This is a genomic window from Cytobacillus sp. FSL W7-1323, assembly GCF_038595015.1.
Classification (GTDB): domain Bacteria; phylum Bacillota; class Bacilli; order Bacillales; family Cytobacillaceae; genus Cytobacillus; species Cytobacillus kochii.
On the sequence record NZ_CP151998.1, the window covers coordinates 1,817,526 to 1,842,891 of the forward strand.

The 25,366-nt window shown below is 36.1% G+C and carries 24 protein-coding genes; 20 read left to right on the forward strand and 4 right to left on the reverse strand.

What is annotated here, in order from left to right:
* The first annotated feature begins 81 nt into the window (after nt 1-81).
* The 3 genes from MKX67_RS09520 to coaD all read left to right on the forward strand — a co-directional run bounded on the left by MKX67_RS09520 (nt 82) and on the right by coaD (nt 2,891).
* Nucleotides 82-1,464, forward strand: a complete 1,383-nt coding sequence (locus MKX67_RS09520; RefSeq protein WP_322909203.1) for a hypothetical protein — start codon at nt 82-84, stop codon at nt 1,462-1,464.
* A gap of 357 nt (nt 1,465-1,821) precedes the next feature.
* Nucleotides 1,822-2,385 carry a 16S rRNA (guanine(966)-N(2))-methyltransferase RsmD gene (rsmD, locus tag MKX67_RS09525; RefSeq protein WP_095369638.1) on the forward strand — a complete coding sequence of 188 codons (564 nt, stop codon included), beginning with the start codon at nt 1,822-1,824 and terminating at the stop codon, nt 2,383-2,385.
* A gap of 23 nt (nt 2,386-2,408) precedes the next feature.
* The gene (gene coaD, locus MKX67_RS09530; protein ID WP_322909204.1) at nt 2,409-2,891 is read left to right on the forward strand and encodes a pantetheine-phosphate adenylyltransferase; all 483 of its coding nucleotides are present in this window, start codon (nt 2,409-2,411) and stop codon (nt 2,889-2,891) included.
* 71 nt (nt 2,892-2,962) lie between these two features.
* Here the strand turns inward: coaD and ylbJ are convergent, their stop codons facing one another.
* Entirely contained in the window at nt 2,963-4,177 is a 1,215-nt protein-coding gene (gene ylbJ / locus MKX67_RS09535) for a sporulation integral membrane protein YlbJ (protein ID WP_322909205.1), read from the reverse strand.
* A gap of 311 nt (nt 4,178-4,488) precedes the next feature.
* Between ylbJ and MKX67_RS09540 the strand changes: the two genes are divergently transcribed.
* Entirely contained in the window at nt 4,489-5,277 is a 789-nt protein-coding gene (locus MKX67_RS09540) for a patatin-like phospholipase family protein (protein ID WP_322909206.1), read from the forward strand.
* Entirely contained in the window at nt 5,274-6,293 is a 1,020-nt protein-coding gene (locus tag MKX67_RS09545; RefSeq protein ID WP_322909207.1) for a SepM family pheromone-processing serine protease, read from the forward strand. Before MKX67_RS09540 ends, MKX67_RS09545 begins: the two co-directional genes overlap by 4 nt.
* A gap of 393 nt (nt 6,294-6,686) precedes the next feature.
* Here MKX67_RS09545 and MKX67_RS09550 read toward each other — a convergent pair whose 3' ends face one another.
* On the reverse strand, nt 6,687-7,901 hold the full coding sequence (locus MKX67_RS09550) for a nucleotidyltransferase (protein WP_307314596.1): 1,215 nt from the start codon (nt 7,899-7,901) through the stop codon (nt 6,687-6,689).
* 230 nt (nt 7,902-8,131) lie between these two features.
* Here MKX67_RS09550 and MKX67_RS09555 point away from each other — a divergent pair, with 230 nt between their 5' ends.
* The 4 genes from MKX67_RS09555 (at nt 8,132) to MKX67_RS09570 (ending at nt 10,762) form a co-directional block, all read left to right on the forward strand.
* Nucleotides 8,132-8,653, forward strand: coding sequence for a YceD family protein (locus MKX67_RS09555; RefSeq protein WP_095369632.1), 522 nt, complete (start codon nt 8,132-8,134; stop codon nt 8,651-8,653).
* Nucleotides 8,654-8,802: 149 nt separating this feature from the next.
* The gene (rpmF, locus tag MKX67_RS09560) at nt 8,803-8,976 is read left to right on the forward strand and encodes a 50S ribosomal protein L32 (protein ID WP_095369631.1); all 174 of its coding nucleotides are present in this window, start codon (nt 8,803-8,805) and stop codon (nt 8,974-8,976) included.
* Between the two features lie 347 nt (nt 8,977-9,323).
* The gene (locus MKX67_RS09565; protein ID WP_307314590.1) at nt 9,324-10,085 is read left to right on the forward strand and encodes an enoyl-CoA hydratase/isomerase family protein; all 762 of its coding nucleotides are present in this window, start codon (nt 9,324-9,326) and stop codon (nt 10,083-10,085) included.
* A gap of 92 nt (nt 10,086-10,177) precedes the next feature.
* A complete protein-coding gene (locus MKX67_RS09570) occupies nt 10,178-10,762 on the forward strand; it encodes an RsfA family transcriptional regulator (protein ID WP_095369629.1) in 585 nt (194 codons plus the stop codon).
* A 112-nt stretch (nt 10,763-10,874) separates the two neighbouring features.
* Here the strand turns inward: MKX67_RS09570 and MKX67_RS09575 are convergent, their stop codons facing one another.
* Nucleotides 10,875-11,360 (reverse strand): N-acetyltransferase, encoded by a 486-nt coding sequence (locus MKX67_RS09575; RefSeq protein WP_095369628.1) that lies wholly within the window; start codon nt 11,358-11,360, stop codon nt 10,875-10,877.
* A gap of 264 nt (nt 11,361-11,624) precedes the next feature.
* Between MKX67_RS09575 and MKX67_RS09580 the strand changes: the two genes are divergently transcribed.
* Genes MKX67_RS09580 through MKX67_RS09590 form a run of 3 tightly spaced genes read left to right on the forward strand, consistent with a single transcriptional unit; the run spans nt 11,625 to nt 14,762 of the window.
* Nucleotides 11,625-12,971 (forward strand): acetyl-CoA carboxylase biotin carboxylase subunit, encoded by a 1,347-nt coding sequence (locus tag MKX67_RS09580; RefSeq protein WP_095369627.1) that lies wholly within the window; start codon nt 11,625-11,627, stop codon nt 12,969-12,971.
* Between the two features lie 23 nt (nt 12,972-12,994).
* The gene (locus MKX67_RS09585) at nt 12,995-13,207 is read left to right on the forward strand and encodes a biotin/lipoyl-binding carrier protein (protein WP_095369626.1); all 213 of its coding nucleotides are present in this window, start codon (nt 12,995-12,997) and stop codon (nt 13,205-13,207) included.
* A 13-nt stretch (nt 13,208-13,220) separates the two neighbouring features.
* The gene (locus tag MKX67_RS09590) at nt 13,221-14,762 is read left to right on the forward strand and encodes an acyl-CoA carboxylase subunit beta (protein WP_307314581.1); all 1,542 of its coding nucleotides are present in this window, start codon (nt 13,221-13,223) and stop codon (nt 14,760-14,762) included.
* Between the two features lie 87 nt (nt 14,763-14,849).
* On the opposite strand, the gene MKX67_RS09595 is transcribed toward MKX67_RS09590, so the two are convergent.
* Nucleotides 14,850-15,296, reverse strand: a complete 447-nt coding sequence (locus MKX67_RS09595) for a PH domain-containing protein (protein ID WP_095369625.1) — start codon at nt 15,294-15,296, stop codon at nt 14,850-14,852.
* 302 nt (nt 15,297-15,598) lie between these two features.
* On the opposite strand from MKX67_RS09595, the gene MKX67_RS09600 reads away from it, so the two are divergent.
* The 8 genes from MKX67_RS09600 (at nt 15,599) to MKX67_RS09635 (ending at nt 25,178) form a co-directional block, all read left to right on the forward strand.
* Nucleotides 15,599-16,498, forward strand: a complete 900-nt coding sequence (locus MKX67_RS09600; RefSeq protein WP_322909208.1) for a 2-dehydropantoate 2-reductase — start codon at nt 15,599-15,601, stop codon at nt 16,496-16,498.
* Nucleotides 16,495-16,884 (forward strand): DUF3397 domain-containing protein, encoded by a 390-nt coding sequence (locus MKX67_RS09605; RefSeq protein WP_095369623.1) that lies wholly within the window; start codon nt 16,495-16,497, stop codon nt 16,882-16,884. The genes MKX67_RS09600 and MKX67_RS09605 overlap by 4 nt, the downstream gene beginning before the upstream one ends.
* 165 nt (nt 16,885-17,049) lie before the next feature.
* Nucleotides 17,050-18,684, forward strand: a complete 1,635-nt coding sequence (gene bshC / locus MKX67_RS09610; protein ID WP_095369622.1) for a bacillithiol biosynthesis cysteine-adding enzyme BshC — start codon at nt 17,050-17,052, stop codon at nt 18,682-18,684.
* Nucleotides 18,685-19,078: 394 nt separating this feature from the next.
* Nucleotides 19,079-19,510, forward strand: a complete 432-nt coding sequence (gene mraZ, locus MKX67_RS09615; RefSeq protein ID WP_095373480.1) for a division/cell wall cluster transcriptional repressor MraZ — start codon at nt 19,079-19,081, stop codon at nt 19,508-19,510.
* A gap of 72 nt (nt 19,511-19,582) precedes the next feature.
* A complete protein-coding gene (gene rsmH, locus MKX67_RS09620; RefSeq protein ID WP_095369621.1) occupies nt 19,583-20,515 on the forward strand; it encodes a 16S rRNA (cytosine(1402)-N(4))-methyltransferase RsmH in 933 nt (310 codons plus the stop codon).
* Between the two features lie 30 nt (nt 20,516-20,545).
* The gene (gene ftsL / locus MKX67_RS09625; protein WP_095369620.1) at nt 20,546-20,908 is read left to right on the forward strand and encodes a cell division protein FtsL; all 363 of its coding nucleotides are present in this window, start codon (nt 20,546-20,548) and stop codon (nt 20,906-20,908) included.
* Nucleotides 20,908-23,145 (forward strand): penicillin-binding protein, encoded by a 2,238-nt coding sequence (locus MKX67_RS09630; RefSeq protein ID WP_095369619.1) that lies wholly within the window; start codon nt 20,908-20,910, stop codon nt 23,143-23,145. Before ftsL ends, MKX67_RS09630 begins: the two co-directional genes overlap by 1 nt.
* An 86-nt stretch (nt 23,146-23,231) precedes the next feature.
* A complete protein-coding gene (locus MKX67_RS09635) occupies nt 23,232-25,178 on the forward strand; it encodes a stage V sporulation protein D (protein ID WP_095369618.1) in 1,947 nt (648 codons plus the stop codon).
* Nucleotides 25,179-25,366 lie beyond the last annotated feature (188 nt).

Sequence of the window (25,366 nt, forward strand, 5' to 3'; positions counted from 1 at the left end):
TTTTATTGATTAGAAGGATATTCGGTGTTTATATATAATTAGGTACAATTATCTCTTGAATGAGTAGTAAGGGAGCACAAGATGAAAAAGGTCATTTCTATTCTTTTTGTTATCATTATTCTCTGTATATTTTTTAACCAATGGGACCAATTCATAACAGATGAGCAAACTGTCAATGCACAAGAAAGTGCACAAACAAATGTTACCATTCATTCAGATGAAAAATCTGTGCAAGTCTTTCAAACGATTTCTAGTTTATCTGACAAATCCATTTACGAAATAATCGTACCGGAGAAAGCTTCAAATTGGACATGTACATATAATGATAAAGATGAGTGTAAGAGAGTTTGGCGAGCTGAAAATATAATTGAAACTAAAGGTAGTCAGTTACATATTACCTATAGTTTGCCTCTAAATAAAAAGACTAACACTTTGATTCGTGATTGGTTATTTCAATTAAAGGGTGTCACTATAGATCATGTGGAATTAAAAATCATTGAATCTCACCATCGAAATGGAAAGTGGCTGGCTGGTATTCCTTTATCTGGGTTCGTAAAAGAGGATCTAATAGATTATTACTTCTTTTCTGGTAAGACCAACAATCCGGCACTGCTTTGGTATAATGAAGAAATAAACACCGAGCGAAACGAAACGCAGTATTCGTACTATGGTAATCACTATCCTGAGATCAAAGAACTGATACAAAAACATGAAGAAAAGGTAAAAGAAGCAAATTTTTTAAGTATCATTACAACTAATCAGTTGAAAAGTGGTCTATTTGGAGGCATTCTCATTTTACCTAGTGGAGAATTATTAGAAAGAGAATTAGTAGACGCTCTCTATTTCCATTCTATTGAAAGTGAAGAAATAGAATGGTTATTGGATTTGTTAACCTCATTTATTATTGATGAAAATCCTCGGTTTGATTTAAGTATGTATGCTTTTAACGAACTAAAAGAAAAGCTAACTTCAAGTGAGTTGGAACAGCTTGTTGCCAATATTTCCGACTTGGATGAAAGTTTCGTGCCAGAAGATATGGATGAGATACTTTATCAAATAACGGGAAAACAAACGAACTTCTTTGCTGAATTATTAAGGAATAAACAACCGGTTTCTTTAGAATTATATACAATGAAAGATTATCATTGGAATAATAAAAAATTAACTGTGAAAGTAATTGAAATTGATGGAATAGAGTGGGTACCTCTACAAAAGACAATGTCATTCCTCGAGTTTGAAACAGAGCGTTTATCTGAAACGGAATGGGCAATCTTTAATGACAAAGATGTTTATCGTCTATATTCAGACCAGTCGATTTTTATAAGAAACGAAGAGGTTTTTGGCTTGTTAGAACATCCACTGAAAAAGATGAATGGAGAGTATTATTTAGAAAAAAAATGGCTCCAGTCTATTTTTCATATAAACTTCAGAGAAGAGGGTAATAAAGTTTATTTTGACATGTAAAAGGAAAGCATATGTGGAATGATAGAATCATTCCTATTTGAATGAGTTCACCGTCGATAAAAATAAAAAAATCCCTGTAGCAAAAACCTACAGGGTCCTTCCAACCATCTAATAGGCAGAAGGTAAAGGGAGAGGAGAAACCGGAGGAAGAACTTATGGGGAAACGTAAGTCTTCTCCGCGGTTGGCAACAACATCGTTTAGATGCTGTTAATTTCATTATCTCCATATAAGACATTGTTATACATTTTTATTCGACATCTCTTGAAATACTTAGGAGAATATGAGTTTGTTTCCTATAAAAAGTATGGTAGGATGATGAAGAAAAATTGAATTTAGAATAAGTGGTGAGTAGTAGTATGCGGGTAGTATCTGGTCAATATAAAGGAATGCAACTTAAAGCCGTTCCTGGCAAATCAACAAGACCAACAACTGATAAAGTAAAAGAAGCAATCTTTAATATGATAGGACCCTATTTTGATGGTGGCATTGCACTTGATTTGTTCGCTGGAAGTGGCGGCCTTGGGATTGAGTCATTAAGTAGAGGTGTAGAAAAAGCGATTTTCGTTGATCGTGATAGCAAAGCAATACATACAGTACATGAAAATTTACGAATTTGTAAAATCGAAGAAGACGTTGAAGTTTATAGAAATGACGCAGAAAGAGCTTTAAAAGCCATTATGAAAAGGGAGTTGCAATTTGATTATATCTTCCTTGATCCACCTTACAAAAAGCAGCAACTCGTTAAATTGTTAGAAATCATTAGTCAACAGAGGTTACTAAAGCAAAGTGGCATTATAATGTGTGAACATAGCTCGGATATACAATTACCCACATTATGCGGGGACTTAGAACAAGTAAAGTATGAAAGCTATGGTATCATTGCTGTTTCCATTTATCGTTATATTGTACCTAATGAATAAATTAGAAAGCAGGGGGAATAAAAATGAGCGGGATTGCCGTATGCCCAGGAAGTTTTGATCCAATTACTTTTGGCCATTTAGATATTATTAAAAGGGGAGCAAAAGTATTTGATGAAATACATGTCGTGCTACTTAATAATTCTTCTAAGAATCCACTCTTTTCTGTTGAAGAAAGAATTCATTTAATTGAAGAAGTGACGAAAGACATTCCTAATGTCAAGGTTGGGACTTTTCAAGGTTTATTAGTGGATTATGCAAAAAGTGTAAATGCAAAAGCAATCATTCGCGGTCTAAGGGCAGTATCTGACTTTGAATATGAGATGCAAATCACATCGATGAATCGCGTATTAAATGATGAGATTGAAACATTCTTTGTTATGACGAATAATCAATATTCCTTCTTGAGCTCAAGTATCGTAAAAGAAGTGGCAAAATATCAAGGAGATATTTCTGACCTCGTTCCAGCTGAGGTACAAGATGCGCTACATAAAAAATTCGCTAAGTAAAATAAAGAGGCAGATCAACTCAGGGAGTGTCTGCCTTTTTTTATACAATCTTTTAGTTTTAAGGTCGTGTACTAATGGGAAAGAAAATGCCTACGATAGTAGATGAAAATATATAAAATAAGAGAAAATAAAGTAATGAGAGGTCCAAGTGTTATCATGTAATCATATATGGTAAAGGCTTCGCCTTGAAAAACGGGTATGGCGTTAGATGGTTGCTCAAATGACACACGGTCGTAGAGTAAATGCCAAAAAAGGTAGGCGTAAAAAGCAGCAATAAATGAATGAATAATACGAGCGATGAAAAATGGCTTAAAACGAATATCGGATTGAGCGATAATGCTTGCGACTTGTGATTGAACACTAAATCCACAGAAGGCCAAGATAGCACTGGCGATCATTACTTTTTGTAGCAACGGAACATGATCGACTTGAGCAGTCATCTGATTTCCTTGAGTCAGTTCAAATATGCCAGAAAATAATGCTTTACTAAAATCAGGGGAGATTTGGAAAATAGATAATAATAAACCGAGCCCATGAGCGAAAAAGTCTGTAATGCCGATGTGGAATAATAATTTATTTATGACCGAAAATAAAATAATAAAGCCACCGATCATTAATAAAGTATGAATAGAAGATATTACAGCATCACCAACAAGTTTTCCTAATGGACGCTGTTCTTGTAATCTTGTTTCATGTAAGACATTAAATGCTTCCTTAAATGAAAATTTTCGCGCGGGGGGCGTCGCTATCTTAGTGTTCTTCTTTTCTTCCTTTCGTCCGTAAAACCGCATGATTAAACCTACAGTTAAATTACCAAGATAATGGGCTAAAGCAAGGATAATCCCTAATTTTGTATTATGAAAGAAACCAACAGACACTGCGCCAAAAATAAACAAGGGATTGGAACAGTTAGAGAAGGAAACAAGTCGCTCTGCTTCCAGACGTGATATTTGTTTCTCTTGTCTTAATCTTACAGTGAACTTTGCTCCAGCTGGATAACCAGATGCCATTCCCATGGCTAACACAAAGCCACCTACACCTGGAACTCTGAATAGTGGTCGCATGAGTGGTTCTAATAGTACACCAATAAATTTTACTACACCAAAACCGATTAAAACCTCGGCTATAATAAAAAACGGTAAAAGTGAAGGAAAAACAATCTCCCACCACATTTCGAGGCCCCTTCTCGATGCATCAACGGATTCTTGTGGATATAATATAAGTGAAACGGCGATTAATGATGCCGAAAGTGCAAGCATGAATGTTTTTAACTTTGAACGTGACACGAACGAGCCTCCCTTATGTAATACGGCTGGAACACAATGTAAGCATGTCCTTCTTCTATTGAATATACGACGACAGATGAAAAATTAGACCATTGATTTCAAAATGACATTTACTTACTATTGATGAATCTTCATTTTAAAAAGATTCGAACTTTACAAAAAAGTATGGAAATATCTGAAAATGAAATCATTCGTCTGTTAACTAAAGCAACTATTTATACATAAGATAATAAATAGTATTTGGTTGTTTGATATCAATACATTAAAGAAGAAAGACAATCATTTTATGAAAGGGATTGGAGGGAAAGATTTTGGTTCGACCAAAAATAGGTCTTGCTCTCGGATCTGGTGGTGCGCGTGGGTTTGCACATCTTGGTGTAATAAAAGCGCTTGTGGATGAAGATATACCAATTGACATGATTGCAGGGAGCAGTATGGGGGCAATGGTAGGCTGCTTTTACGCTACAGGAATAGATATTGAAACATTATATAAATTTTCCACTGTTTTTAAAAGAAAGTATTATTTAGATTTTACGGTCCCTAGAATGGGATTTGTCGCTGGTAATCGAGTGAAGGAATTCATCCGTGTATTCACACAAGACAAGAAAATAGAAGATTTAAAAATTCCTGTTTCTGTAGTCGCAACTGACATCCAGAAGGGAGAAAAGGTTATTTTTCAAGACGGGCCAATAGCAGAAGCTGTTAGAGCAAGTATATCTATTCCTGGTATTTTTGTACCTGAAAAGGTTGAAGGACGGCTACTAGTTGATGGAGGGGTTATTGACCGTGTGCCTGTTTCAGTTGTAAAAGATATGGGCGCAGATATTATTATTGCTGTTGATGTCTCAAGAGTAAATGTTCAGACAGAGATACACTCCATTTATGATGTTATTATGCAGAGCCTAGATATTTTACAAATGGAGAATGTGATTAACCGTGAAATAGCATCCAATGTGATGATTCGACCAAGTGTAGAGATGTATAGTTCAAAAGCTTTTACAAATATAAATGAAATAATTAAGATAGGAGAAGAGGAAGCGCTCAAATATATCGACACAATAAAAGAAATTATCAAAAATTGGAAGGAGCCAAATGAATGAAAAGAAAAATTTGGGCTCGCTCCTTCTTTGTCTTAGCATTACTCGTCCTTGTTACTTCTTTTATACAACTTCCTTATTATGTCTCAAAGCCAGGTATGGCGAAAGAATTAGAACCAATCATTGAAGTTGAGAATGGTGACAGCGCTACAGGTAGTTTCATGCTTACGACTATAAGAATGGGCAAAGCTAATATTTATACTTATTTATGGGCAAAATGGCAAAAATATCAACATATTTATCCTATCGAGGATATCCGAAGAGATGATGAAACAGATAGAGAATATCAGTTAAGGCAATTATACTTAATGGATAACTCCAAGCAGTCAGCCATAGAAGTGGCATATCAACATGCTGGATTAGATGTGAATTACAATTATCAAGGCGTGTATGTACTTAATATTATGGAAGGTATGCCAGCAGAAGGGAAACTTGAAGCATCAGATAGGGTAACAAAAGTAGATGGAAAATCTTTTCAATCTTCGGAGCAATTCATTGATATGGTTTCATCAAAATCGGAAGGTGATAGCATATCCCTTACGTTTGAAAGAAATGGGGAACAAAGAGAAACCGATATCGAACTAGAGAAAATTGCTGCGACTGGGAAGGCTGGTGTGGGCATTACTTTAGTGGATGATAAAGAGATATCAGTAGATCCAGAAGTGGCGATTGATACAAGTGAAATTGGAGGTCCATCAGCTGGCTTTATGTTTTCATTAGAAATTTATAATCAGTTAGTTGAGGGAGATTTAACAAAGGGTTATGAAATCGCTGGAACTGGCACAATCTCACCAGATGGCACAGTAGGGCGCATCGGTGGAATAGATCAAAAAATTGTGGCTGCAGATAATGCCGGCGCAGACATTTTCTTTGCACCGAATGAGAATAATAGTAATAAGTCAAACTACAAAGAAGCTGTTAAAACAGCTAAAGATATTGGTACTGATATGAAAATCATCCCAATTGACACTTTTGCTGATGCCGTGAAGTACTTAGAAGGGCTAGAAAATAAATCATAGATCCAAGGACCTGTCGTGTGGGGCATGTAATGTATAAACGGAGAGATTCTGCTCAATCATCAGAATTTCTCCGTTTTTTTTATGAGATTTATTTCTGCTTAGTTATAAGTAACACCAAATTATACAATCTATGTAAATTTATTCGAATTCTATTGCCTAGGTGTACAAGTAGTGTGAAGAATGAAGAGGAGAAGGACCTAGCTCGGTCAACTAGAAATAGCCAATCAAAGGATTATATGTACATCTGGAGTGGAAAACTTCAAGATAGATAAGCAAAACGGTCTTGCGCGTCCATCCAGATTAAAAAAATGAGAGATAGACGAGCAAAAGCAGTTTTATTCGACCATCTCTCAAACATTGTTTTTCGCAGTAAACATTCGGCACGTATCTATATCATTTGTCATAAATGATTGGTGGTTGGCTAAAGTCAAGTTTTAAAAGCTCCTGCTGTTGTGGAGAATTAGCTGCAAGCGCATATATTCTAGTTGCTTTAAGATCTAGTGCTAATGACTCTCGATTTTTGTCTGAGACCTTAGAAATGAGAGGAAGCTTAAACTCGCCTTTATATTTATTTAAGTAAACCCTTCCTTTTTTGGACATACCAAGGAGGCGAAGGTATGGTGCTTGTTTTAAATGTGACATAGATTGTTTACCTGCATTGATAAGTATATATAAACAAATTCTCTGGATGCGTGTCCAAGTATATCGTTTTGTTTTCACTGCTTCCATAAATGTTTGAAAAGAAGTTGAAGTCTTGCTCGCTTCGATTAAACGGAATTCGATTCCTTCTTCAACCTCATAAATTTCTCTAAGTTGAGCAGGTGACGAACTGAGCAAGCGGTATTGTAGCATAGGCCAATACAGTTCCCAATGATGCAGAACTCCAAACTTTTTATAATACGAATGCAAGGCTTCATATGAGGTTCTCGGCATATATTTAAAAGTTTCTTCTATATTTGCTTCTTGAGAAAATATCTTTTTTCTTATGCTAGTTGCACTTGCTATGGTTGATGAGTTAAAGTCTTCATCATGGTACTCGGCATTCTTTCTTGCGATGGTTGTTGGCTCCATTTTCGCATTTTGTTGCTTTATAGCTTTTATGTATTGGAAGCCAAGAATATTATTTGGTTTAGTTAGGTCCACTATTTCTTCATCGATGGTCAATTGTTGGAAAGCAAGAGATGCAGATTTAGGATAACTATAGCCTTCTTTACTATAATTTCTAATCAGTTGGTTATACTCCTTTTCATGTTGATGTAACTGACGATAAGTTGATAAAAAGGGCTGTATACTACCTTGCTCACTACCAAATGATAAATATTGACACAGAGTGGCATCGAGTATTGAAATGGCTCCATTTGCAAATATATCTGCTTGAGATGTCGCAAATGAAAAAGGAAGTTCAAAAACAAGGTCACAACCACCAGCCAATGCCATTTCAGCCCGTGCCCATTTTGACACGATTGCCGGCTCTCCTCTTTGCAGGAAATTACCACTCATCACACAAATCACCACGTCTGCACCTGTTTCTTTTTTTGCTTGCTCTACTTGATAGGCATGCCCATTATGAAAAGGATTATATTCAACGACAATACCAACAGCTTTCATCTGTTAACCACTCCTTCTTAAATCTTAATTATAAATGAAGAAATAAAATTTCACTAATGCTTACATAAATCGACGATAAAGGTTTGCAAATTGAACAAAATTGGTTACAATACTAAGAGAAAATGAGATAAATGAATCTCTTTTCAATAACCTTCTGACTGTAAAGAAAAAATATTGACAAATAATTATATGAAAGCTATAATTACCTTTGTTGCCTTGGGGTGATTTATATGAAATGGACTTTAAGTCAGTTACAGAAATATCGAAGCAAGGACTTCTCTTTTGATGAAATCGTCAATGTTGATGAAGTAATCAAAATGGATGCTGAAATCAGAGATGCATCACCAATGAGAATTACTGGTCGAGCAGATATTGATTCTGAGAAAGTGATTGTCCATTTTAAAATGGAAGGTCATTTGATTCTCCCTTGTTCTCGCACATTAGTTGACGTTAAATATCCAATTAGTGTGGAAACAATTGAAACATTCCTCTTGAAAGCTAGTGATTATGAAACTGAAGAGGAAGTTCATCAAGTGCAAGGTGATGTAATAGACATGATGCCTATTATACATGAACTGCTTGTGCTTGAGGTCCCTATGCAAGTATTCTGCGATGATAGCGGTGAAGAGGGCGCTCCTCAATCAGGAAAAGATTGGGAGGTCATTTCCGAGCAAGAGAAAACGGAAAAGATTGATCCACGTCTTGCTGGACTTGCTCAGCTACTTAATCAAAAGGATTCTTCTGATTCATAACTGGAAGAAAACAGTGAAAGCTGGTCTTAATAATTTTTTCTTCATAGTGTATGTTCAAAATATAGAGAGGTCTTTTCTACTCTATTTTATTAATAGAAGTTAATCCTCAAGTTTGAACGACTCTAAATCTCTATAAGGAGGTGGGAATAATGGCTGTACCTTTTAGAAGAACATCTAAAACTGCAAAAAGACAACGTCGTACCCATTTTAAATTACAGGTTCCTGGTATGGTAGAATGCCCAAATTGTGGTGAAATGAAACTTTCACACCGCGTTTGTAAAGCTTGTGGAACTTACAAAGGAAAAGAAGTTGTAAACAACTAATTTTTCATATGACAAAACGCTGGAGCAATAAAAGCTTCAGCGTTTTTTCTATTGTCAATTTAGCTGGCAAAAGTAGATAGGTTATGCAGTGGAGTATTCTTGAGCACCCGTAATCACCTATTACGCATCTACAACTTGAGAAAAGGTTCATACTAGAGCGAGAAAGAACTGCATTTCGAAGTGGAATCTTATTAGGCTGAATCAGTAGGAATAATGGATTTAAACCCGTCAAACATAAAAATGATAATGAAAAACCAAGGTATAAGCCCAATGGACCTAAATGCTTTGCAAAACGGATTCCTAATTTTTTTAGTTAAATTATACTTTTTAAAGGAGATTTGATGATAATGAGCAGTTATTCAATACATAAAGAAGAAAATTTGCTTGTATTCACGATTACTAGAGAACATAAGAGAAATGCCATTAATTATGAGGTAATGGATGGCCTACTTAAAGTAATTAAAATGACTAAACAAGAAGCAAATATAAAAGGGTTGGTCATCACTGGAGAAGGAGAGAGTGCTTTTTGCTCTGGTGGTGACTTATCCGCTTTTCAAAATTTGATCACTGCAGAAGATGCCTATAACATGCTATCTAAAATGTCAAAGATTTTATATAAGCTCACTACACTCAACAAGCCGACAATTGCCCTTATTAATGGAACTGCAGTAGGTGGTGGTTGTGAACTAGCTACAGCATGTGATTTCCGCATCGCTAAAAAAGGAACGAAAATGGGCTTTATTCAAGGTACTTTAGCCATTACTACAGGTTGGGGCGGAGGTAGCCTATTGTTAGAGAAGTTGGAGAACGAAGTCGCTTTAAAGTTACTGATGGAAGCTAGGCCACTCCCGGCAGAAGACTTGTATAATAAAGGTTTTATTCATGCTATTTATGATCAAGTGAGTATGGAAGTAGTGCAACAATTCTTTGCCAACATTAATAGAATTCATACAAATGTTTTATCTGCCTATAAAGAGATCCTTGTTCGTAAGTGGAAGGTCACACAATTAGAAAAAAGAATGGAAGAAGAAGTTCGCACTTGCTCGACACTTTGGAGTATGGAAAGTCATCATCAAGCGGTAAATAAATTTTTAACAAAAAATAAGTAAATAAAGAAAACGAGTGAATATCCCATGTTTAAGTCTATCTTTTCTAGTATAAGCATAAGATGAAATAAAAACACTACTAGGAGGGGTTAGGGATGTCTTCTACTCGTCAAGATGCGTGGTCACAAGATGAAGATGTTTTGCTAGCTGAAGTCGTTCTTCGCCAGATAAGAGGGGGAGGAACACAACTTCAAGCATTTGAAGAAGTGGGTAAAAAGCTATCAAGAACAGGTGCTGCGTGTGGGTTTCGTTGGAACTCTTATGTAAGAAAGCAATATAAGAAAGCGATAGATGTAGCAAAGAAACAACGGAAAGAATTAAAGAACCGTAAAAAAGACCCAGAACTAACATCATTGGTTGTTGAAGAGGTGGCAAAAGATAAACATGTTTCAACAAGCCACCCGCAATTAAGCTTTAATGAAATTGTAGAGAGCCTTAAATCTGTATTTGAACAAGCGGAAAACGCCAATTCTGCTGAAAAAAACTCATTATCTCAGTATGAGGGAAAAATTATTTCTTTAGAAAAACAAACATTTTATTTAGCTGCTGAAAATGAAAGGTTATTAAAAGAAATACAAACATTGGAGCAGGATTATAAGGCGCTTGTAGAAATAATGGAGAAGGCAAGAAAAATGGTTGTACTAAAAACGGACGATCGCGAAAAGAATGTTCGTGTTTAGTTTCTATCCTACAATTTATTGATACTATTTATACTTAAATTTCCTTATCCATTTTTATTTTAAATTATAAACATAAAAGAGCACTCCATCCTAATGGAGTGCCTATTTATGTTTATTCGTCTTCTTTTAAAGATTCCTTTACCATACCTTCGGGAAACCATAGAACAGGATTTTCCCCTAAATCCCTATCCATATCATATTGGGCTGAAGTGAAGCCCATCTTTTCCCAGAATTCCTTTGACTTAATTCTTGTGTTTGTCTTAATAGGTAGGTTAAAGCTCTTGGCGAAGTTAACAAGTGCTGTTCCATAACCTTTTGATTGATAATCCTTCAATACTTCAAGCTTCCAAAGTTCTAAATAATCATGAGAAGGTTGGAAGTAACGGTCGAATTTAGCTTCTACTTTATAAAGACTCATGCGGGCAACCAGTAGGTCCCCAAAGTAAATGCCATAAAAAGGCGATTGGCTTCCGTTTTCTATTATATTGCCTTCGAGATCCTCGAGCATTGATAATTCTTGAAGACCATATTCTTTAAACTTTTTAAAATCTTCTAAGGTTCTGTAATTTACTTTTAGTCTTTCAACTTTATAGCTCATGATTCATCCCCCTAAAACACCTATGTAATTTATTGAATGCGCTTACTCTATATCATTATATAACAATATTAAGAAAATTTCTTTAGTAAACTGTCATTCTTTTATCATTCAAGACATAAAAATGTATTGTTCAAAAATAAACGTAAGCGTTTTCAATAAAAAAGAAGGAAAAAGAGCGAACCTTGTAGAAATAGGGAATATTGCGATAAATTAATTTTATTTGCATTTGGTTAATGTAACAACGAACGAAGGGAGAATAAATGATTGCAGAAAATTTTAATTGCCAATAGAGGAGAAATTGCCTTAAGAATTATTAAAACTTGTAAAGCACTGGGGATCGAAACGGTAGCAATATACTCAGAGGCAGATGAAGGGATGCCTTTTGTTATTGAGGCAGATCAAGCATTTTTAATTGGACCACCACCGGTCAATCAATCTTATTTAAATGTTGAGAAAATCATTCAAATAGCTTTAGCAGAGAAAGTTGATGCCATTCATCCAGGCTATGGTTTCTTATCGGAAAATGCAGAATTTGCTAGAAGAATTCATGCAGCAGGTATTATCTTTATCGGTCCAAACCCTGACACAATTGAAAAAATGGGAGATAAGATTATATCTAGGCAAACGATGGAAAAAGCGGGTGTACCTATTGTGCCCGGTAGCAATAGTGGTGTTGTAACAGTTGAAGCTGCTCTGGCTTTAGCTGAAACATATGGTTACCCTATTATGCTTAAGGCAAGTGGGGGCGGTGGTGGAATCGGTATGGTGCGCTGTGAAACTGAGCAAGCGCTCAAAAATGCCTTCTCCTCGACAAAATCAAGAGCGAAAGCATATTTTGGCAGTGATGAAGTATTTGTAGAAAAGTGTATAGAGGGTAGTCGTCATATTGAGGTACAAATATTTGGTGATGATAAGGGACAAATTGTTAGCTTATTTGAAAGAGATTGTTCTATTCAAAGAAGGCATCAGAAAGTCATTGAGGAATCGCCTAGCCCTTCTCTTTCAATGAAAACGAGGGATAAGATGCTTGAGACTGCTATTAAAGCAGGAGAGGCAGTAGGTTATAAAAATGCTGGTACCGTTGAATTTATCGTCGATGCGGATGAGAATTTCTACTTCCTTGAAATGAATACACGTCTCCAAGTCGAGCATCCTGTCACAGAACAAATCACCGGGATTGACCTTGTAGAATGGCAAATTGATATTGCTAAAGGAAATGAACTTCCCCTTAAGCAAAGTGAAATCAAATCAGTTGGACATGCGATGGAGTTCCGCCTGTATGCGGAAGACCCCGTTACATTTATGCCTTCACCTGGTACGATTAGTAAACTAAAATGGGGAAACCTTGATGGTATCCGTATTGATTATGGCTATGTTGAAGGTTCTAAAGTAACTCCGTTTTACGATCCAATGATAGCGAAATGTATTATAAATGGCGAGAATCGAGAGGAAACATTACAAAAGGCAGCACAATTTTTTAATGATCTAGAAATTTCTGGTATTAAAACGAATGCTCCGTTGTTTGTAGAAATTTTAGCTGATCAAGATTTTAGTAAAGGTAAATATACAACTGATTTTTTGAAAAATAAATCTTTAATAAAAAAACAGTAATACCATCCAAGGAGGAAAAGAAAATGAAAGAAATCGTAGCAAATATGGCAGGTACAGTTCTTAATGTGTTAGTTGCAAATGGTGATGAAATTACTGCAGGGCAGGAAGTGCTTGTCTTAGAAAGTATGAAAATGGAAATTCCTGTTGAGAGCAATGAAGGCGGTAAAGTAGCTGAATTAAAAGTTAATATCGGTGATTTTGTAAATGAAGGCGATTCTTTATTAGTTTTAGAATAAGGAGAGATAAATCATGACAACGATACAAACATTAACAGACGATTTAAAAGAGAGACGAAAGAAAATTGAAGCAGGTGGTGCACCTAAATACCACGAAAAGCTTGAAGGCCAAAATAAATTATTTGCACGAAAGCGTTTGGAACTATTATTGGATGATGGTTTTTACGAAGAAGATGGTAAGTTTGCTAACTGTAGTGAAGAAGGATTGCCAGCTGATGGAGTCATCACGGGAGTAGGAAAGATTAATGGGCGCACAGTTTGTGTGATGGCGAATGATTCTACTATTAAAGCAGGTTCATGGGGAGCTAGAACAGTTGAAAAGATTATTCGAATTCAAGAAACAGCTGAAAAACTTAAAGCTCCATTGCTTTATTTAGTAGATTCAGCCGGTGCAAGAATAACTGATCAATTAGATATGTTTCCAAACCGTAGAGGTGCTGGGAGAATTTTTCATAATCAAGTAAAACTTTCAGGTGTTGTACCACAAGTTTGTTTACTATTTGGACCATCTGCAGCAGGCGGCGCGTATATTCCCGCATTTTGTGATATTGTCATTATGGTAGACGGGAATGCTTCTATGTATTTAGGATCACCAAGAATGGCGGAAAAAGTGATTGGGGAAAAGGTTTCCTTAGAAGAAATGGGCGGAGCAAGAATGCATTGTTCTGTTAGTGGTTGTGGCGATTACTTAGCATACAGTGAAGAAGAAGCGATTACGGTTGCACAAAACTATTTATCTTATTTTCCGGGGAATTTTCAAGAGTTACCTCCAACTAAAGAACCTGTAGCGCCTAAAGCTGGTAAGTCTTTAGAAGAGATCATTCCTGTGAATCAAAATGCCCCATTTGATATGTATGAATGTATTGAACAACTAGTTGATGAGAATAGTTTTTTTGAAATGAAGAAATTATTCGCTGCTGAACTTATTACTGGAATAGCGAGAATAGATGGAAAGCCAGTCGGGATTATAGCGAATCAGCCAAAGGTTAAGGGTGGCGTTCTTTTTGTTGACTCGGCTGATAAAGCAGCAAAGTTTATCTCACTATGTGATGCTTATCATATTCCGTTGTTATTTCTAGCGGATGTTCCAGGGTTTATGATTGGCACAAAAGTAGAAAGAGCAGGTATTATTAGACATGGTGCGAAGTTAATTGCTGCAATGAGTTCCGCGACAGTACCGAAGATTTCAGTTATTGTCAGGAAAGCTTACGGTGCGGGATTGTATGCGATGGCGGGACCTGCTTTTGAACCGGATTGCTGTATTGCCTTACCAACTGCTCAAATAGCCGTTATGGGACCTGAGGCTGCAGTTAATGCTGTTTATTCTAATAAGATTAATGAAATTGAAGATATGAAAGAGCGCATTGCGTATGTACAAGAAAAACAAAAAGAATATAAGGAAACAATTGATATTTATAAATTGGCATCGGAACTCATTATAGATGATATTATCGCTCCAGGCGAGCTTAGAAGTGCCCTTATTAACCGCTTTGAGTTATACGCAACAAAAGATATACCAATCGTTTCTAGAAAACACCCAGTAAATCCAGTTTAAAGACCCTACCCTGACCTTTCTTAGGAGAGTAATCAGGGTTTTTTCTTTTATAGATATTTATTGATTGAATTTCTGGAAATGTACAATCTACCAATTGATCTTATCGGTGCTAATGTTTAAGTTTTGCTTTCTCAGTTGATTGATAAACTCAGTTTTGTTTTTAGGTGAAATGGCAATTGTTTTGAACTTCCCATAATTAATTTCAAGTTTATCAATAGACAAAGCAGGATCTGTAAACGGGTTTTTCGTTTCCGTAACGCTGTGTATTTCAGCTAACTTGATTGTCCACCTAAAAGGGCCATATTGAATAGTAAGAACATCGCTTTTAATTGTATACCCTGTCTTAAACCAAATCCACAGCAGACATAATCCAATGAGCGATAAAGTAGAGATTTTTATCCATTGTTTATCTAGGAACGATGGGCTTATCCAAACACCGAAGTTTGGAAAGAAGATGGGTGGAATAATAAAAAACAATGCACATAACCAATAGATTATTGACAACCATAAATCTTTCTTTGATGGAAAATACATATCATCATTTCCTTTCGTTATTATGCATACGCTTTTCTTGTTTAATCGGTTTCGTAAATGTTGAAAAATTCACAAGTATGTTCGTATTACCTCATATCATTATTTATTTTAAAAGTGAAACGAATGTACTCTTTTAGATCTATATTGTTTATTTGCATGTAGAATTTTTAGTAATAATTATGTTATACCTAGTCAAACAAAAAAGAAAAATAGATGAAACTTTCATGAAAAAAAGAATCGTCTCACCTTTCAATAGCGAAATTTGCTAAAATGAGACTAAATACATTGTAAGTGAAGTGATAATGATGAAAATTGGGATTATTGGCGGAGGTTCTATCGGACTATTATATGCCTTCTATTTAAATAAACAACATGAGGTTACTCTTTATGTGCGTTCAGATGAGCAAAAGGACATTATCTCCTTAGAAGGTATCTTTTTAAATACGAAAGAAAATCGGAGGAATGAACGTATTCATGTTGAATATATACATAATTGGAAAGGGCAAGATGAGATTACCTTTGTTGCTGTAAAAGAATATCACCTTGACACACTCCTTGCCACTCTTAGCATACATACAAAAACGTTATTTATCTTCCTGCAAAATGGTATGGGTCATTTAGAAAAGCTCGAACGGTTAAAAAATCAACAAGTCTATATTGGTACAGTTGAACATGGTGCACTAAAGGTAAATAAAAATGAAGTGAATCATACGGGGTTAGGAGTAACAAAGCTTGCTCCTTTAACGGAAAATGCTGAACCCATCCAACTTTCAAATGTAATGGCTAATAGTGAAGATTTTCCATTCATGCTTTATCAGAACTATGAGGACATCATGCTGAAAAAATTAGTTGCAAATGCTGTGATTAACCCTTTAACAGCCATTTTAAAGATTCGAAATGGTTTACTAATTGAAGACCCATCTTATTTTAAAGTATTTAAAATCTTATTTACAGAAGTAACAGCTGCGCTTTCAATTAAAGATAGTCAAGAGATTGAAGCATATGTTGTATCAATTTGTAGGAAGACTGCTCATAATCAATCATCTATGTTTAAAGATATTGTTGAAGGCAGGAAAACAGAAGTTGATGCAATTGTTGGTTACTGTCTTACCCAAGCAAATAAAAATCAAGAAAGTGTACCATTATTAACATCTTGTTATTTTATGATCAAGGGGATGGAGAAAAAGGGGGAGAAAGATTGAGTGTATTTTTATCCTCGATGATTGCGACATTTATTACTATACCATTTCTAGGGTATTTACTCGTTTTTATCATTTGTAAACAAGTGACGAAAAAGCATAAGAAATCTGTACATCTAGCTCTTGATTTTAGCACATTGCTGCTCATTCTCTCTGTCCATTTTATGATTGCTTCAATTTGGAATCGCTCATACATTTGGTTGATTTTTCTTTTCCTTATTAGTACTGCTATACTTTATCTATTGTATTATTGGCGGGTTAAGCAAGAAATAGATTACGGTAAATTGTTCAAAGGATATTGGCGCATTAATTTTTTGTTTTTTCTCACTGCTTACTGTGTTTTAATAGCAATTGGTATTTTTAACAGAATTAGTCATTTGATGTTTTAAAAAAGACTCTTTAGTTGACTAAGGAAATATATTATCATTATGAATGATGAAATCAAAAGAAGTTAAAATCTAGCCCATCATAAGCAAAGTTTTTTTCTTTTCTTTTCTGACAATGCTATACTCATAAAGATACTTGGAAAATGTGTTTAGAAAGGAAGTTCATAGATGGAGATTTTGCATCTCACAATACCGGCCACTAATCGGTTTGCAACAGAGTATACTGCTCAAGATGAGAAAATTCAGCCATACTTCCACTACCGTTATAATCATATTAGTGATTTAAAGAGACGTATAGAAGAACTTGGTCAGAGAAATTTTTCACGAGATAAGCTAGTAAGTCATATAAGTGATTTCATGAATGGCTTTCCAACATCTGAGAAGGTACAAGAATCTCTTAAAAAGCTAAATGATGATAAAAGTGTAGTTGTTATTGGAGGGCAGCAGGCAGGTATAATGACTGGACCTCTTTATTCCATACATAAAGTCATTTCTATCATTGCCTTTGCTAAGGAAAAAGAGCGGGAATTAAATATTCCTGTTGTACCTGTTTTTTGGATTGCTGGTGAGGATCATGATTATCAAGAGGTAAACCATATTTATCGTTATGAAAACAACCAAATGAAAAAGCTGGTTTATCCAGAATCACCGAATGATAAAAAGATGGTATCAAATATCGCTATTGATTCAGATGTTTGTATCAAGTGGGTTGACGACATCATTGAGTCATTTGGTGAAACCGCATTTACAAAAGATATTATGTCATTCATTCATAAGGCTATAGAACAATCGAAAACATATGTAGACATATTTGCTCATTTAATTATGGGGATGTTTAAAGAACATGGTCTTTTATTGGTTGATTCAGGTAATGCGCAATTAAGACAATTGGAAAAGGGCATATTAGCTGAGCAAATCAAAGCTGCGACAAAAATGACAACAGCTGTGCTTGAAAATCAACAGAGATTACAAGCTGATGGTTATGCAAAAATGCTAGAAATTAGTGAAAATGCTGCTAATCTCTTCTATTATGATGAAGTTTTTAAAGAGAGAATCCTACTTGATTACAATCATCAAACCCAATGTTTTGTGAATACAGATGCTAAAATAAGCTTCACATTAGAAGAAATGTTAACGATGGCTGAAACAACACCCGAGAAACTGAGTAATAATGTTGTTACCAGACCTTTAACACAGGAATTACTTTTCCCCACATTAGCGTTTATTGCTGGACCAGGGGAAATCGCGTACTGGGCTGAACTGCAAAAAGTGTTTGAGCAGTTCTCTTTAAAAATGCCGCCACTTGTCCCACGCTTGAATTTCACGATTTTAGAGAGAGCAATTGAATCGGAAATGACAGAGCTTGGATTACAATTAGAAGACGTATTAATGAATGGTACTGAAGAACGAAAGAATCAATTTCTTCAATCAGTCCAAAGTAAAGAACGAGATGAAATCTTAAGCGAATTACAAGCGAAAATTGAAGAATCTTACAAACAGTTGTTAGCTTATACTTCAGAGAAAGAAAAGGGTATGTACCCACTCGTAGAAAAAAATCAAGCACTTGTACAAAAGCAAATTGCATTTATACAAACTAAATTTAAACAATCGACTGAGCAAAAATATACAAATATACTCTCGAAATTTGATCGTATCCAATCTTCCGTAAAACCAGACGGTATCCCACAAGAAAGGGTTTGGAATGGACTTTATTTTATCAATAAGTATGGTTTATCATTCTTCTCCCGGATTCTCGATCATGAACTACCTTTTGATGGTACGCATAAAGTGATGAAGGTATAAAGCAAAAGACTTAAATACTTCTCAATATTAGAGGAGGATTTAAGTCTTTTTTTGTGCACAAAGTAAAATAATAGGCACATAAAAGGTGGGAGAGGTTTAGGCTAGCCAAACGACAAGGGAAGATTTTGTAGTTGTCCGTAAGAATATGTCTTTGTCGATTTTTAAAATGTGTGACTAACGAATCTTCTTCTTTTGACAATTCTCTTTCAGCTTAATTCAAAATGAAATGGATAAGGTAAAAAAAGCAAATATTTTTGTAAAAAGATAGCGAAAGAAAAATATTTGAAAAATAAAAAAACAGCAGGAATTTATTGGACGTGAGCGAATCATTTAAAATAGTGGAGGAAAGTGGGGGAATGTGGTACATTTGTGTTAGAAAGTGGGTGAAGCGGGTATGTTTATGGGAGAATACCATCATAATGTTGATACAAAGGGCCGCTTAATCGTACCTGCTAAATTTCGTGAGAACTTAGGAGAGACATTTGTATTAACACGAGGTTTGGATCAATGTTTATTTGGTTATCCCTTAACAGAATGGAAAGAGCTTGAAGAGAAACTTAAAGCTTTACCCATGACAAAAAAGGACGCCCGCGCTTTTACCCGATTTTTCTTCTCGGGTGCAACAGAATGTGAAATTGACAAACAAGGACGAGTAAATATCGCTTCCCCACTAATGCAATATGCAAAATTAGATAAAGAATGTGTCGTATTAGGTGTTTCCAACCGAATTGAGATTTGGAGTAGAAGCCTTTGGGAAGAATATTTTGCAGAGTCAGAAGAATCTTTTGCTGAAATTGCAGAAAATATGATTGGCTTTGATATTTAAACAAGGCCTAACCCGAATGAATACATAAGGGGACTTTTACACACAATTACAGGTTGGGAAGGATGAGCAACAATGTTTAATCATACAACAGTACTTTTAAAAGAGACCGTAGATGGACTAAATGTGAAAGAAAATGGGATATACGTGGATTGTACTTTAGGTGGAGCTGGGCATAGTGAATATTTATTATCACAGCTCTCAAGTGAAGGAAGATTATTCTCTTTTGACCAAGATGAAACGGCAATTGAGAATGCGAAGGAGAAACTTGCTAAGTACAGTGGGCAAGTGACACTGGTAAAAAGTAATTTTAGTCATTTAAAGGAAGAATTGAATGCAAGAGGGATTTCTGAAGTGGATGGTATTTTGTATGACCTAGGTGTTTCATCTCCTCAATTGGATACACCGGAAAGAGGTTTTAGTTATCATCATGACGCTCCGCTCGATATGAGAATGGATAAGCAAGCGGAGGTTTCAGCCTATGATGTTGTCAACCATTGGTCATATAACGAACTTGTGAAAATCTTTTTTAAATATGGTGAAGAAAAATTTTCTAAACAAATTGCAAGAAAAATTGAGTTAGCAAGAGAAAAAGCGCCGATAAAAACAACAGGTGAATTAGTAGATTTGATCAAGGAAGGCATACCTGCCCCAGCTAGAAGAAAAGGGGGTCATCCAGCTAAGCGGATTTTCCAAGCGATACGCATTGCTGTTAATGATGAATTAGGGGTATTCGAGCAGTCATTAGAGCAAGCGATGGGCTTGCTAAAAAGTGGTGGGAGAGTGAGTGTTATTACATTCCACTCGTTAGAGGATCGTATTTGTAAAGCGGCTTTTAAAGAGGCCAGCTCAACACCAGATCTACCACCGGGACTGCCGGTTATTCCTGATGAATATCAACCTAAGATGAAATTAGTGAACAGAAAACCTATTATTCCATCTGAAGAGGAGTTATCCCATAATAATCGATCTCGTTCAGCTAAACTCAGGATTATAGAAAAAATATAAAATAAAAGATACACACTCAGGAGGGGAAATATGGAGAATGTAGCTCGTAAACTACAGCAAGAACAACATGTATCTAATCAGCCGGCTCAAGCGCCAAAAAAGAAAATAAAAGATCGTAAATCATTGCTCTCGCCTGGAGAAAAAATAATGGGTATCGTATTTGCGGGTGCAGTTTTCTTTGGCGCCACAACAATTATTTCAAATCAAGCAGGTTTATATGAAGTAAATGCGGAAATTCAAGACACGCAAAAAGCAATCACTGAACAACAGAGTGTGAATAGTGATTTAAAAATGCAAATCGAGGAATTAAGTCGTCCAGACCGTGTAAAACAAGCAGCTGAAAAATCTGGCTTTGAAATGAATGAATCTCCTAAGGTTGTTGGTGGTGAGTAATGTATAAGAAGCAAAGAAATATGAATGTTGGAGCAGCGATATTGTTTATGATATTCAGTCTGCTCTTTTTTGTCTTGCTTTTCCGGTTTATCTCTATTCAAGTGTCTGGTGAAGCGGGTGGTAAAGTCATTGCTGCACAAGCTGAACAGTTGTACCAAGGTTCAACAACCATTGAATCTAAACGTGGGACAATTTACGATCGTAATGGCAATGTCATTGCTGAGGATAGTACAGCTTACACTTTAGTTGCCGTCTTATCAGAAAAAATGACCAAGAATAAAGATAATCCGAAACATGTGGTTGAACCAGATGAGACGGCAAAGCAATTAGCTGAAGTCATTGATATGGAAGAGTCTGAAATCTACGAAAGATTAACAATCAATGAGAGGCGAGGCAAGGATGAACAGTTATTCCAAGTGGAATTCGGCCGTGCAGGTCAAAAATTAACAGTTAGTCAAAAGAAGAAAATAGAAGAGTTAGAGTTGCCAGGTATTGTTTTTCAACCGCAAACCATCCGTTTTTACCCTAATGGAACTTTTGCCTCGCATCTTATCGGGTATGTTGATTCCGTAGAAGGTGAAGATGGAAAACTCGAAGACAAAGGAATTATGGGCTTAGAGAAGAGCTTGAATGATTTAATGTTAGGAGAAGATGGCAAGTTTTCTTATGAAAAAGATATTTGGGGATACTTATTACCAAATGGTGAAGAAGTCGTAGAAAAAGCAGAAGACGGAAATGATGTATATTTAACAATCGATAATAAAATTCAAATCTTTTTAGAAGAAGCAATGAGCAAAGTAAGTGAAAAGTATGACCCAGAAAAGATGGTCGCCGTTGTCGCTGACCCGAAAACAGGCGAAATTCTTGCGATGAGCCAACGACCTACATTTAATCCAGAAACACGGGAAGGCATTGACCAAACATGGCGTAATCTCGCTATTGAGGATTCGTTTGAACCAGGTTCAACAATGAAAGCTTTTACGTTAGCAGCGGCAATTGAGGAAGGGGTATTTACACCTAATGCAACCTTCGAATCTGGTACGTATAAAGTTACGGAAAAATCTCCACCAGTAAGAGACCATAATAATGGACAAGGATGGGGTTCAATTACGTATTTAGAAGGCATTCAACGTTCTTCTAATGTAGCGATAGCGAAAATGGTAAAAGATCAACTAGGCTATGAAACATATCGAGAATACTTGACGAAATTTGGTTTTGAAGAACCAACCGGAATTGATTTACCTAATGAAGCTGGAGGGAAAATCGTTTACGAATGGCCATTTGAAAAAGTAACAACGGCTTATGGTCAAGGAACCGCTATTACACCCATTCAACAAATACAAGCGGCGACTGCTATTGCTAGTAATGGGTCTATGAAGCAGCCTCATGTAATAAGTGAAATAATTAATCCAAACAATGATAAAGTGGTAAAAGAAGCAAAAGAAGAGATTAAGGGTCAACCGATTTCTGAGAATACAGCCAAGGAAGTTAGAAAGGTATTGGAAACGGTTGTCTCTTCTGAGAATGGGACAGGCCATAACCATTATCAAATTGATGGCTACAAAGTAGCTGGTAAAACAGGAACAGCACAAATACCCAAAGAGGGTGGTGGCTATATTACAGGGCGAGAAAATTATGTGTTCTCCTTTTTAGGAATGGCACCTGCTGAAGACCCTGAATTACTAGTATATGTGGCTGTTCAGCAACCGGAGCTTGAAAATACAGAAACAGGCAGCGATCCTGTTTCAGAAATTTTTAAACCGGTTATGAAGAATAGCTTAAGTTATTTAAGTATTGAACCTACTGACTACGATAAACTTCAAGTGAGTAAAGGATTGAATTTTGAAGGAAAATCTGTTGAAGAAGCGAAGAAGTCATTGGAGAAAAATGGTATGCAGCCAATTATTATCGGTGAGGGTAAAAAGGTTGTAGAACAATCACCAGGCGCTACAGAAAGTGTGTTAGAAGGTGAAAAGGTTATTCTTAAAACGGATGGGAAGCTTACTGTTCCAGACTTAACTGGTTGGTCGATGAGAGATGTGATGAAGTTCGTTAAGCTATCTAATCTTAAGCTTAACAGTGTGGGCAACGGTTTTGCTGTCAAGCAAAATCTAGCTCCAGGAAGCGCTATAAAAGAGAATGAATACTTAATCGTAGATTTTCAACAAAGTGGAAAGAAAACCTCTACTAATGAGGGAGAAGAACTGAAAGATGATAAAAGTGCGAGCGAACAGTAGAAGTTAAAGACGAGCTTCTGTTCTAAAAATAATGTACAAGCATAAAATGGAACGAGCCAGATAAAAAAGGAGGGTTCGTTCCATTTATGCGTGTATCTAATGTAACCGTTCGAAAAAGATTAATTGCTGCATTATTTATTGGGTTATTTGTTTTTTTAATTATTGATGTTCGCTTGGGCTATGTCCAATTTTTTATAGGAAATGTTCTCACAGATGGAGCCAAAGAATTATGGAGTAGGAATATCCCCTTTGAGCCTGAAAGAGGGGAAATTGTTGATCGGAACGGAGTCGCTTTAGCAACCAATGTAAGTGCTCCAACGGTTTACGTCGTCCCGAGACAAATTACCGAGCCTGACGATGCTGCTGAAAAGTTAGCCGCTACGCTTAATTTATCTAAAGAAAAAGTATTTGAAGAAATTACAGAGAAACAATCGAGTGTAAGAATTACTGGTGGCAGAAAAATCACCCATGAAAAAGCAAAAGAAGTAAGGTCATTAAATATAGATGGTGTATATATCGGTGAGGATTCTAAAAGGCATTATCCGTTTGGTGATTATCTATCCCATGTGCTCGGTTTTGCTGGCGTTGATAATCAAGGGTTGATGGGTCTAGAATTATACTACGATAAAGAACTAAGTGGAGAAAAAGGATCGGTTAAGTTTTATGCAAATGCAAAAGGACAGAGAATGAATGATATGGCTGATGATTATCAAGCACCCGTTGACGGTGATACATTAAAGTTAACTGTTGATACAAAAGTACAAACAATTATTGAAAGAGAACTTGACAATGCAGAGGCTAAATATAATCCAGATGGATTAATAGCGATTGCGATGGATCCGAATACAGGAGAAATTCTCGGAATGTCTAGTAGACCGACATTTGATCCTGCAAATTTTCGTAATGTATCTGCAGATGTGTATAATCGTAATTTACCTATTTGGAGCTCCTACGAACCAGGATCAACTTTTAAAATTATTACATTGGCAGCCGCATTGGAAGAGGGGAAAGTTGATCTAGATCATGATCATTTTCACGATCCAGGTTATGTAGAAGTAGGCGGAGCAAAGCTTCGCTGTTGGAAAAAAGGTGGACATGGTTCACAAACCTATTTAGAAGTGGTACAAAATTCTTGTAACCCAGGTTTCGTTAATCTTGGTGAACGGTTAGGAAAAGACACTTTATTTAAATATATTCATGATTTTGGTTTTGGAGAAAAAACGGGGATTGACTTACAAGGGGAATCTACAGGAATACTATTTAACTTAGATAAAGTAGGACCAGTAGAGCAAGCGACAACGGCATTTGGTCAAGGGGTATCAGTCACACCCATTCAGCAAGTTGCCGCCATTTCTGCAGCTATAAACGGTGGAACATTGTATACACCATATATTGCTAAAGAAATCGTGGATTCTAAAACAGGCGATGTCCTAAAACAAGTCACACCTGAAGCGAAACGAAAGGTAATATCAAAAGAGACATCAACTGAGATTCGCAGAGCATTAGAAACCGTAGTTGCTCAAGGGTCAGGTAAGAATGCATTTGTTGAAGGGTATAGAGTAGGAGGTAAGACAGGAACAGCCCAGAAGGCTCAAGGTGGTAAATATCTAGAAAACAACCATATTGTTTCCTTTATTGGCTTTGCACCAGCTGACGACCCTGAGATTGTCGTTTATACAGCTGTTGATAATCCGAAAGGCACGGTCCAATTTGGTGGTGTTGTAGCTGCACCGATTGTTGGTAACATTATTGGTGATAGCTTACGAGCTATGGGAGTTGAACCTAGGAAAGATCAAGTAGAAAAAGAGTATGCTTGGCCAGATACACCGCTTTTAGAAGTACCTGATTTAGTAGGTATAACAAAATTGGAGTTAGGTGAGATGATGATTAACCTTCAAATTGAAGCTAGTGGACAAGGAGATACAGTTGTAAAACAATCGCCTCTTCCTGGTACAAAAATCAAAGAAGGTTCCACCATACGCCTCTATTTCAACGATGAACAGCATGATGACACTGAGGAAGGCGGCGATTAAAAGCCGCCTTTTTCTAAGTTTATGATTATAATCAATCAGCATATGTAACAAAGGAGCTAGAGGTTGAGTCCAATAATTAGTAGGGTTTAAATAGCGTATAATGGATGATAAGAAGGCTTTTGGCGGATCAAGTGCTATTATTTTTATAGAAAAAACCGTTTAAACGAGGCAATTATAAGAAACTCATA

Coding starts and splice junctions, on each gene's coding strand:
- MKX67_RS09520 (WP_322909203.1), top strand. CDS start 82: ATGAAAAAGGTCATTTCTATTCTTTTTGTTATCATTATTCTCTGTATA.
- rsmD (WP_095369638.1), top strand. CDS start 1,822: ATGCGGGTAGTATCTGGTCAATATAAAGGAATGCAACTTAAAGCCGTT.
- coaD (WP_322909204.1), top strand. CDS start 2,409: ATGAGCGGGATTGCCGTATGCCCAGGAAGTTTTGATCCAATTACTTTT.
- MKX67_RS09545 (WP_322909207.1), top strand. CDS start 5,274: ATGAAAAGAAAAATTTGGGCTCGCTCCTTCTTTGTCTTAGCATTACTC.
- MKX67_RS09550 (WP_307314596.1), bottom strand. CDS start 7,901: ATGAAAGCTGTTGGTATTGTCGTTGAATATAATCCTTTTCATAATGGG.
- MKX67_RS09555 (WP_095369632.1), top strand. CDS start 8,132: ATGAAATGGACTTTAAGTCAGTTACAGAAATATCGAAGCAAGGACTTC.
- rpmF (WP_095369631.1), top strand. CDS start 8,803: ATGGCTGTACCTTTTAGAAGAACATCTAAAACTGCAAAAAGACAACGT.
- MKX67_RS09565 (WP_307314590.1), top strand. CDS start 9,324: ATGAGCAGTTATTCAATACATAAAGAAGAAAATTTGCTTGTATTCACG.
- MKX67_RS09570 (WP_095369629.1), top strand. CDS start 10,178: ATGTCTTCTACTCGTCAAGATGCGTGGTCACAAGATGAAGATGTTTTG.
- MKX67_RS09575 (WP_095369628.1), bottom strand. CDS start 11,360: ATGAGCTATAAAGTTGAAAGACTAAAAGTAAATTACAGAACCTTAGAA.
- MKX67_RS09585 (WP_095369626.1), top strand. CDS start 12,995: ATGAAAGAAATCGTAGCAAATATGGCAGGTACAGTTCTTAATGTGTTA.
- MKX67_RS09590 (WP_307314581.1), top strand. CDS start 13,221: ATGACAACGATACAAACATTAACAGACGATTTAAAAGAGAGACGAAAG.
- MKX67_RS09595 (WP_095369625.1), bottom strand. CDS start 15,296: ATGTATTTTCCATCAAAGAAAGATTTATGGTTGTCAATAATCTATTGG.
- MKX67_RS09600 (WP_322909208.1), top strand. CDS start 15,599: ATGATGAAAATTGGGATTATTGGCGGAGGTTCTATCGGACTATTATAT.
- bshC (WP_095369622.1), top strand. CDS start 17,050: ATGGAGATTTTGCATCTCACAATACCGGCCACTAATCGGTTTGCAACA.
- mraZ (WP_095373480.1), top strand. CDS start 19,079: ATGTTTATGGGAGAATACCATCATAATGTTGATACAAAGGGCCGCTTA.
- rsmH (WP_095369621.1), top strand. CDS start 19,583: ATGTTTAATCATACAACAGTACTTTTAAAAGAGACCGTAGATGGACTA.
- ftsL (WP_095369620.1), top strand. CDS start 20,546: ATGGAGAATGTAGCTCGTAAACTACAGCAAGAACAACATGTATCTAAT.
- MKX67_RS09630 (WP_095369619.1), top strand. CDS start 20,908: ATGTATAAGAAGCAAAGAAATATGAATGTTGGAGCAGCGATATTGTTT.
- MKX67_RS09635 (WP_095369618.1), top strand. CDS start 23,232: ATGCGTGTATCTAATGTAACCGTTCGAAAAAGATTAATTGCTGCATTA.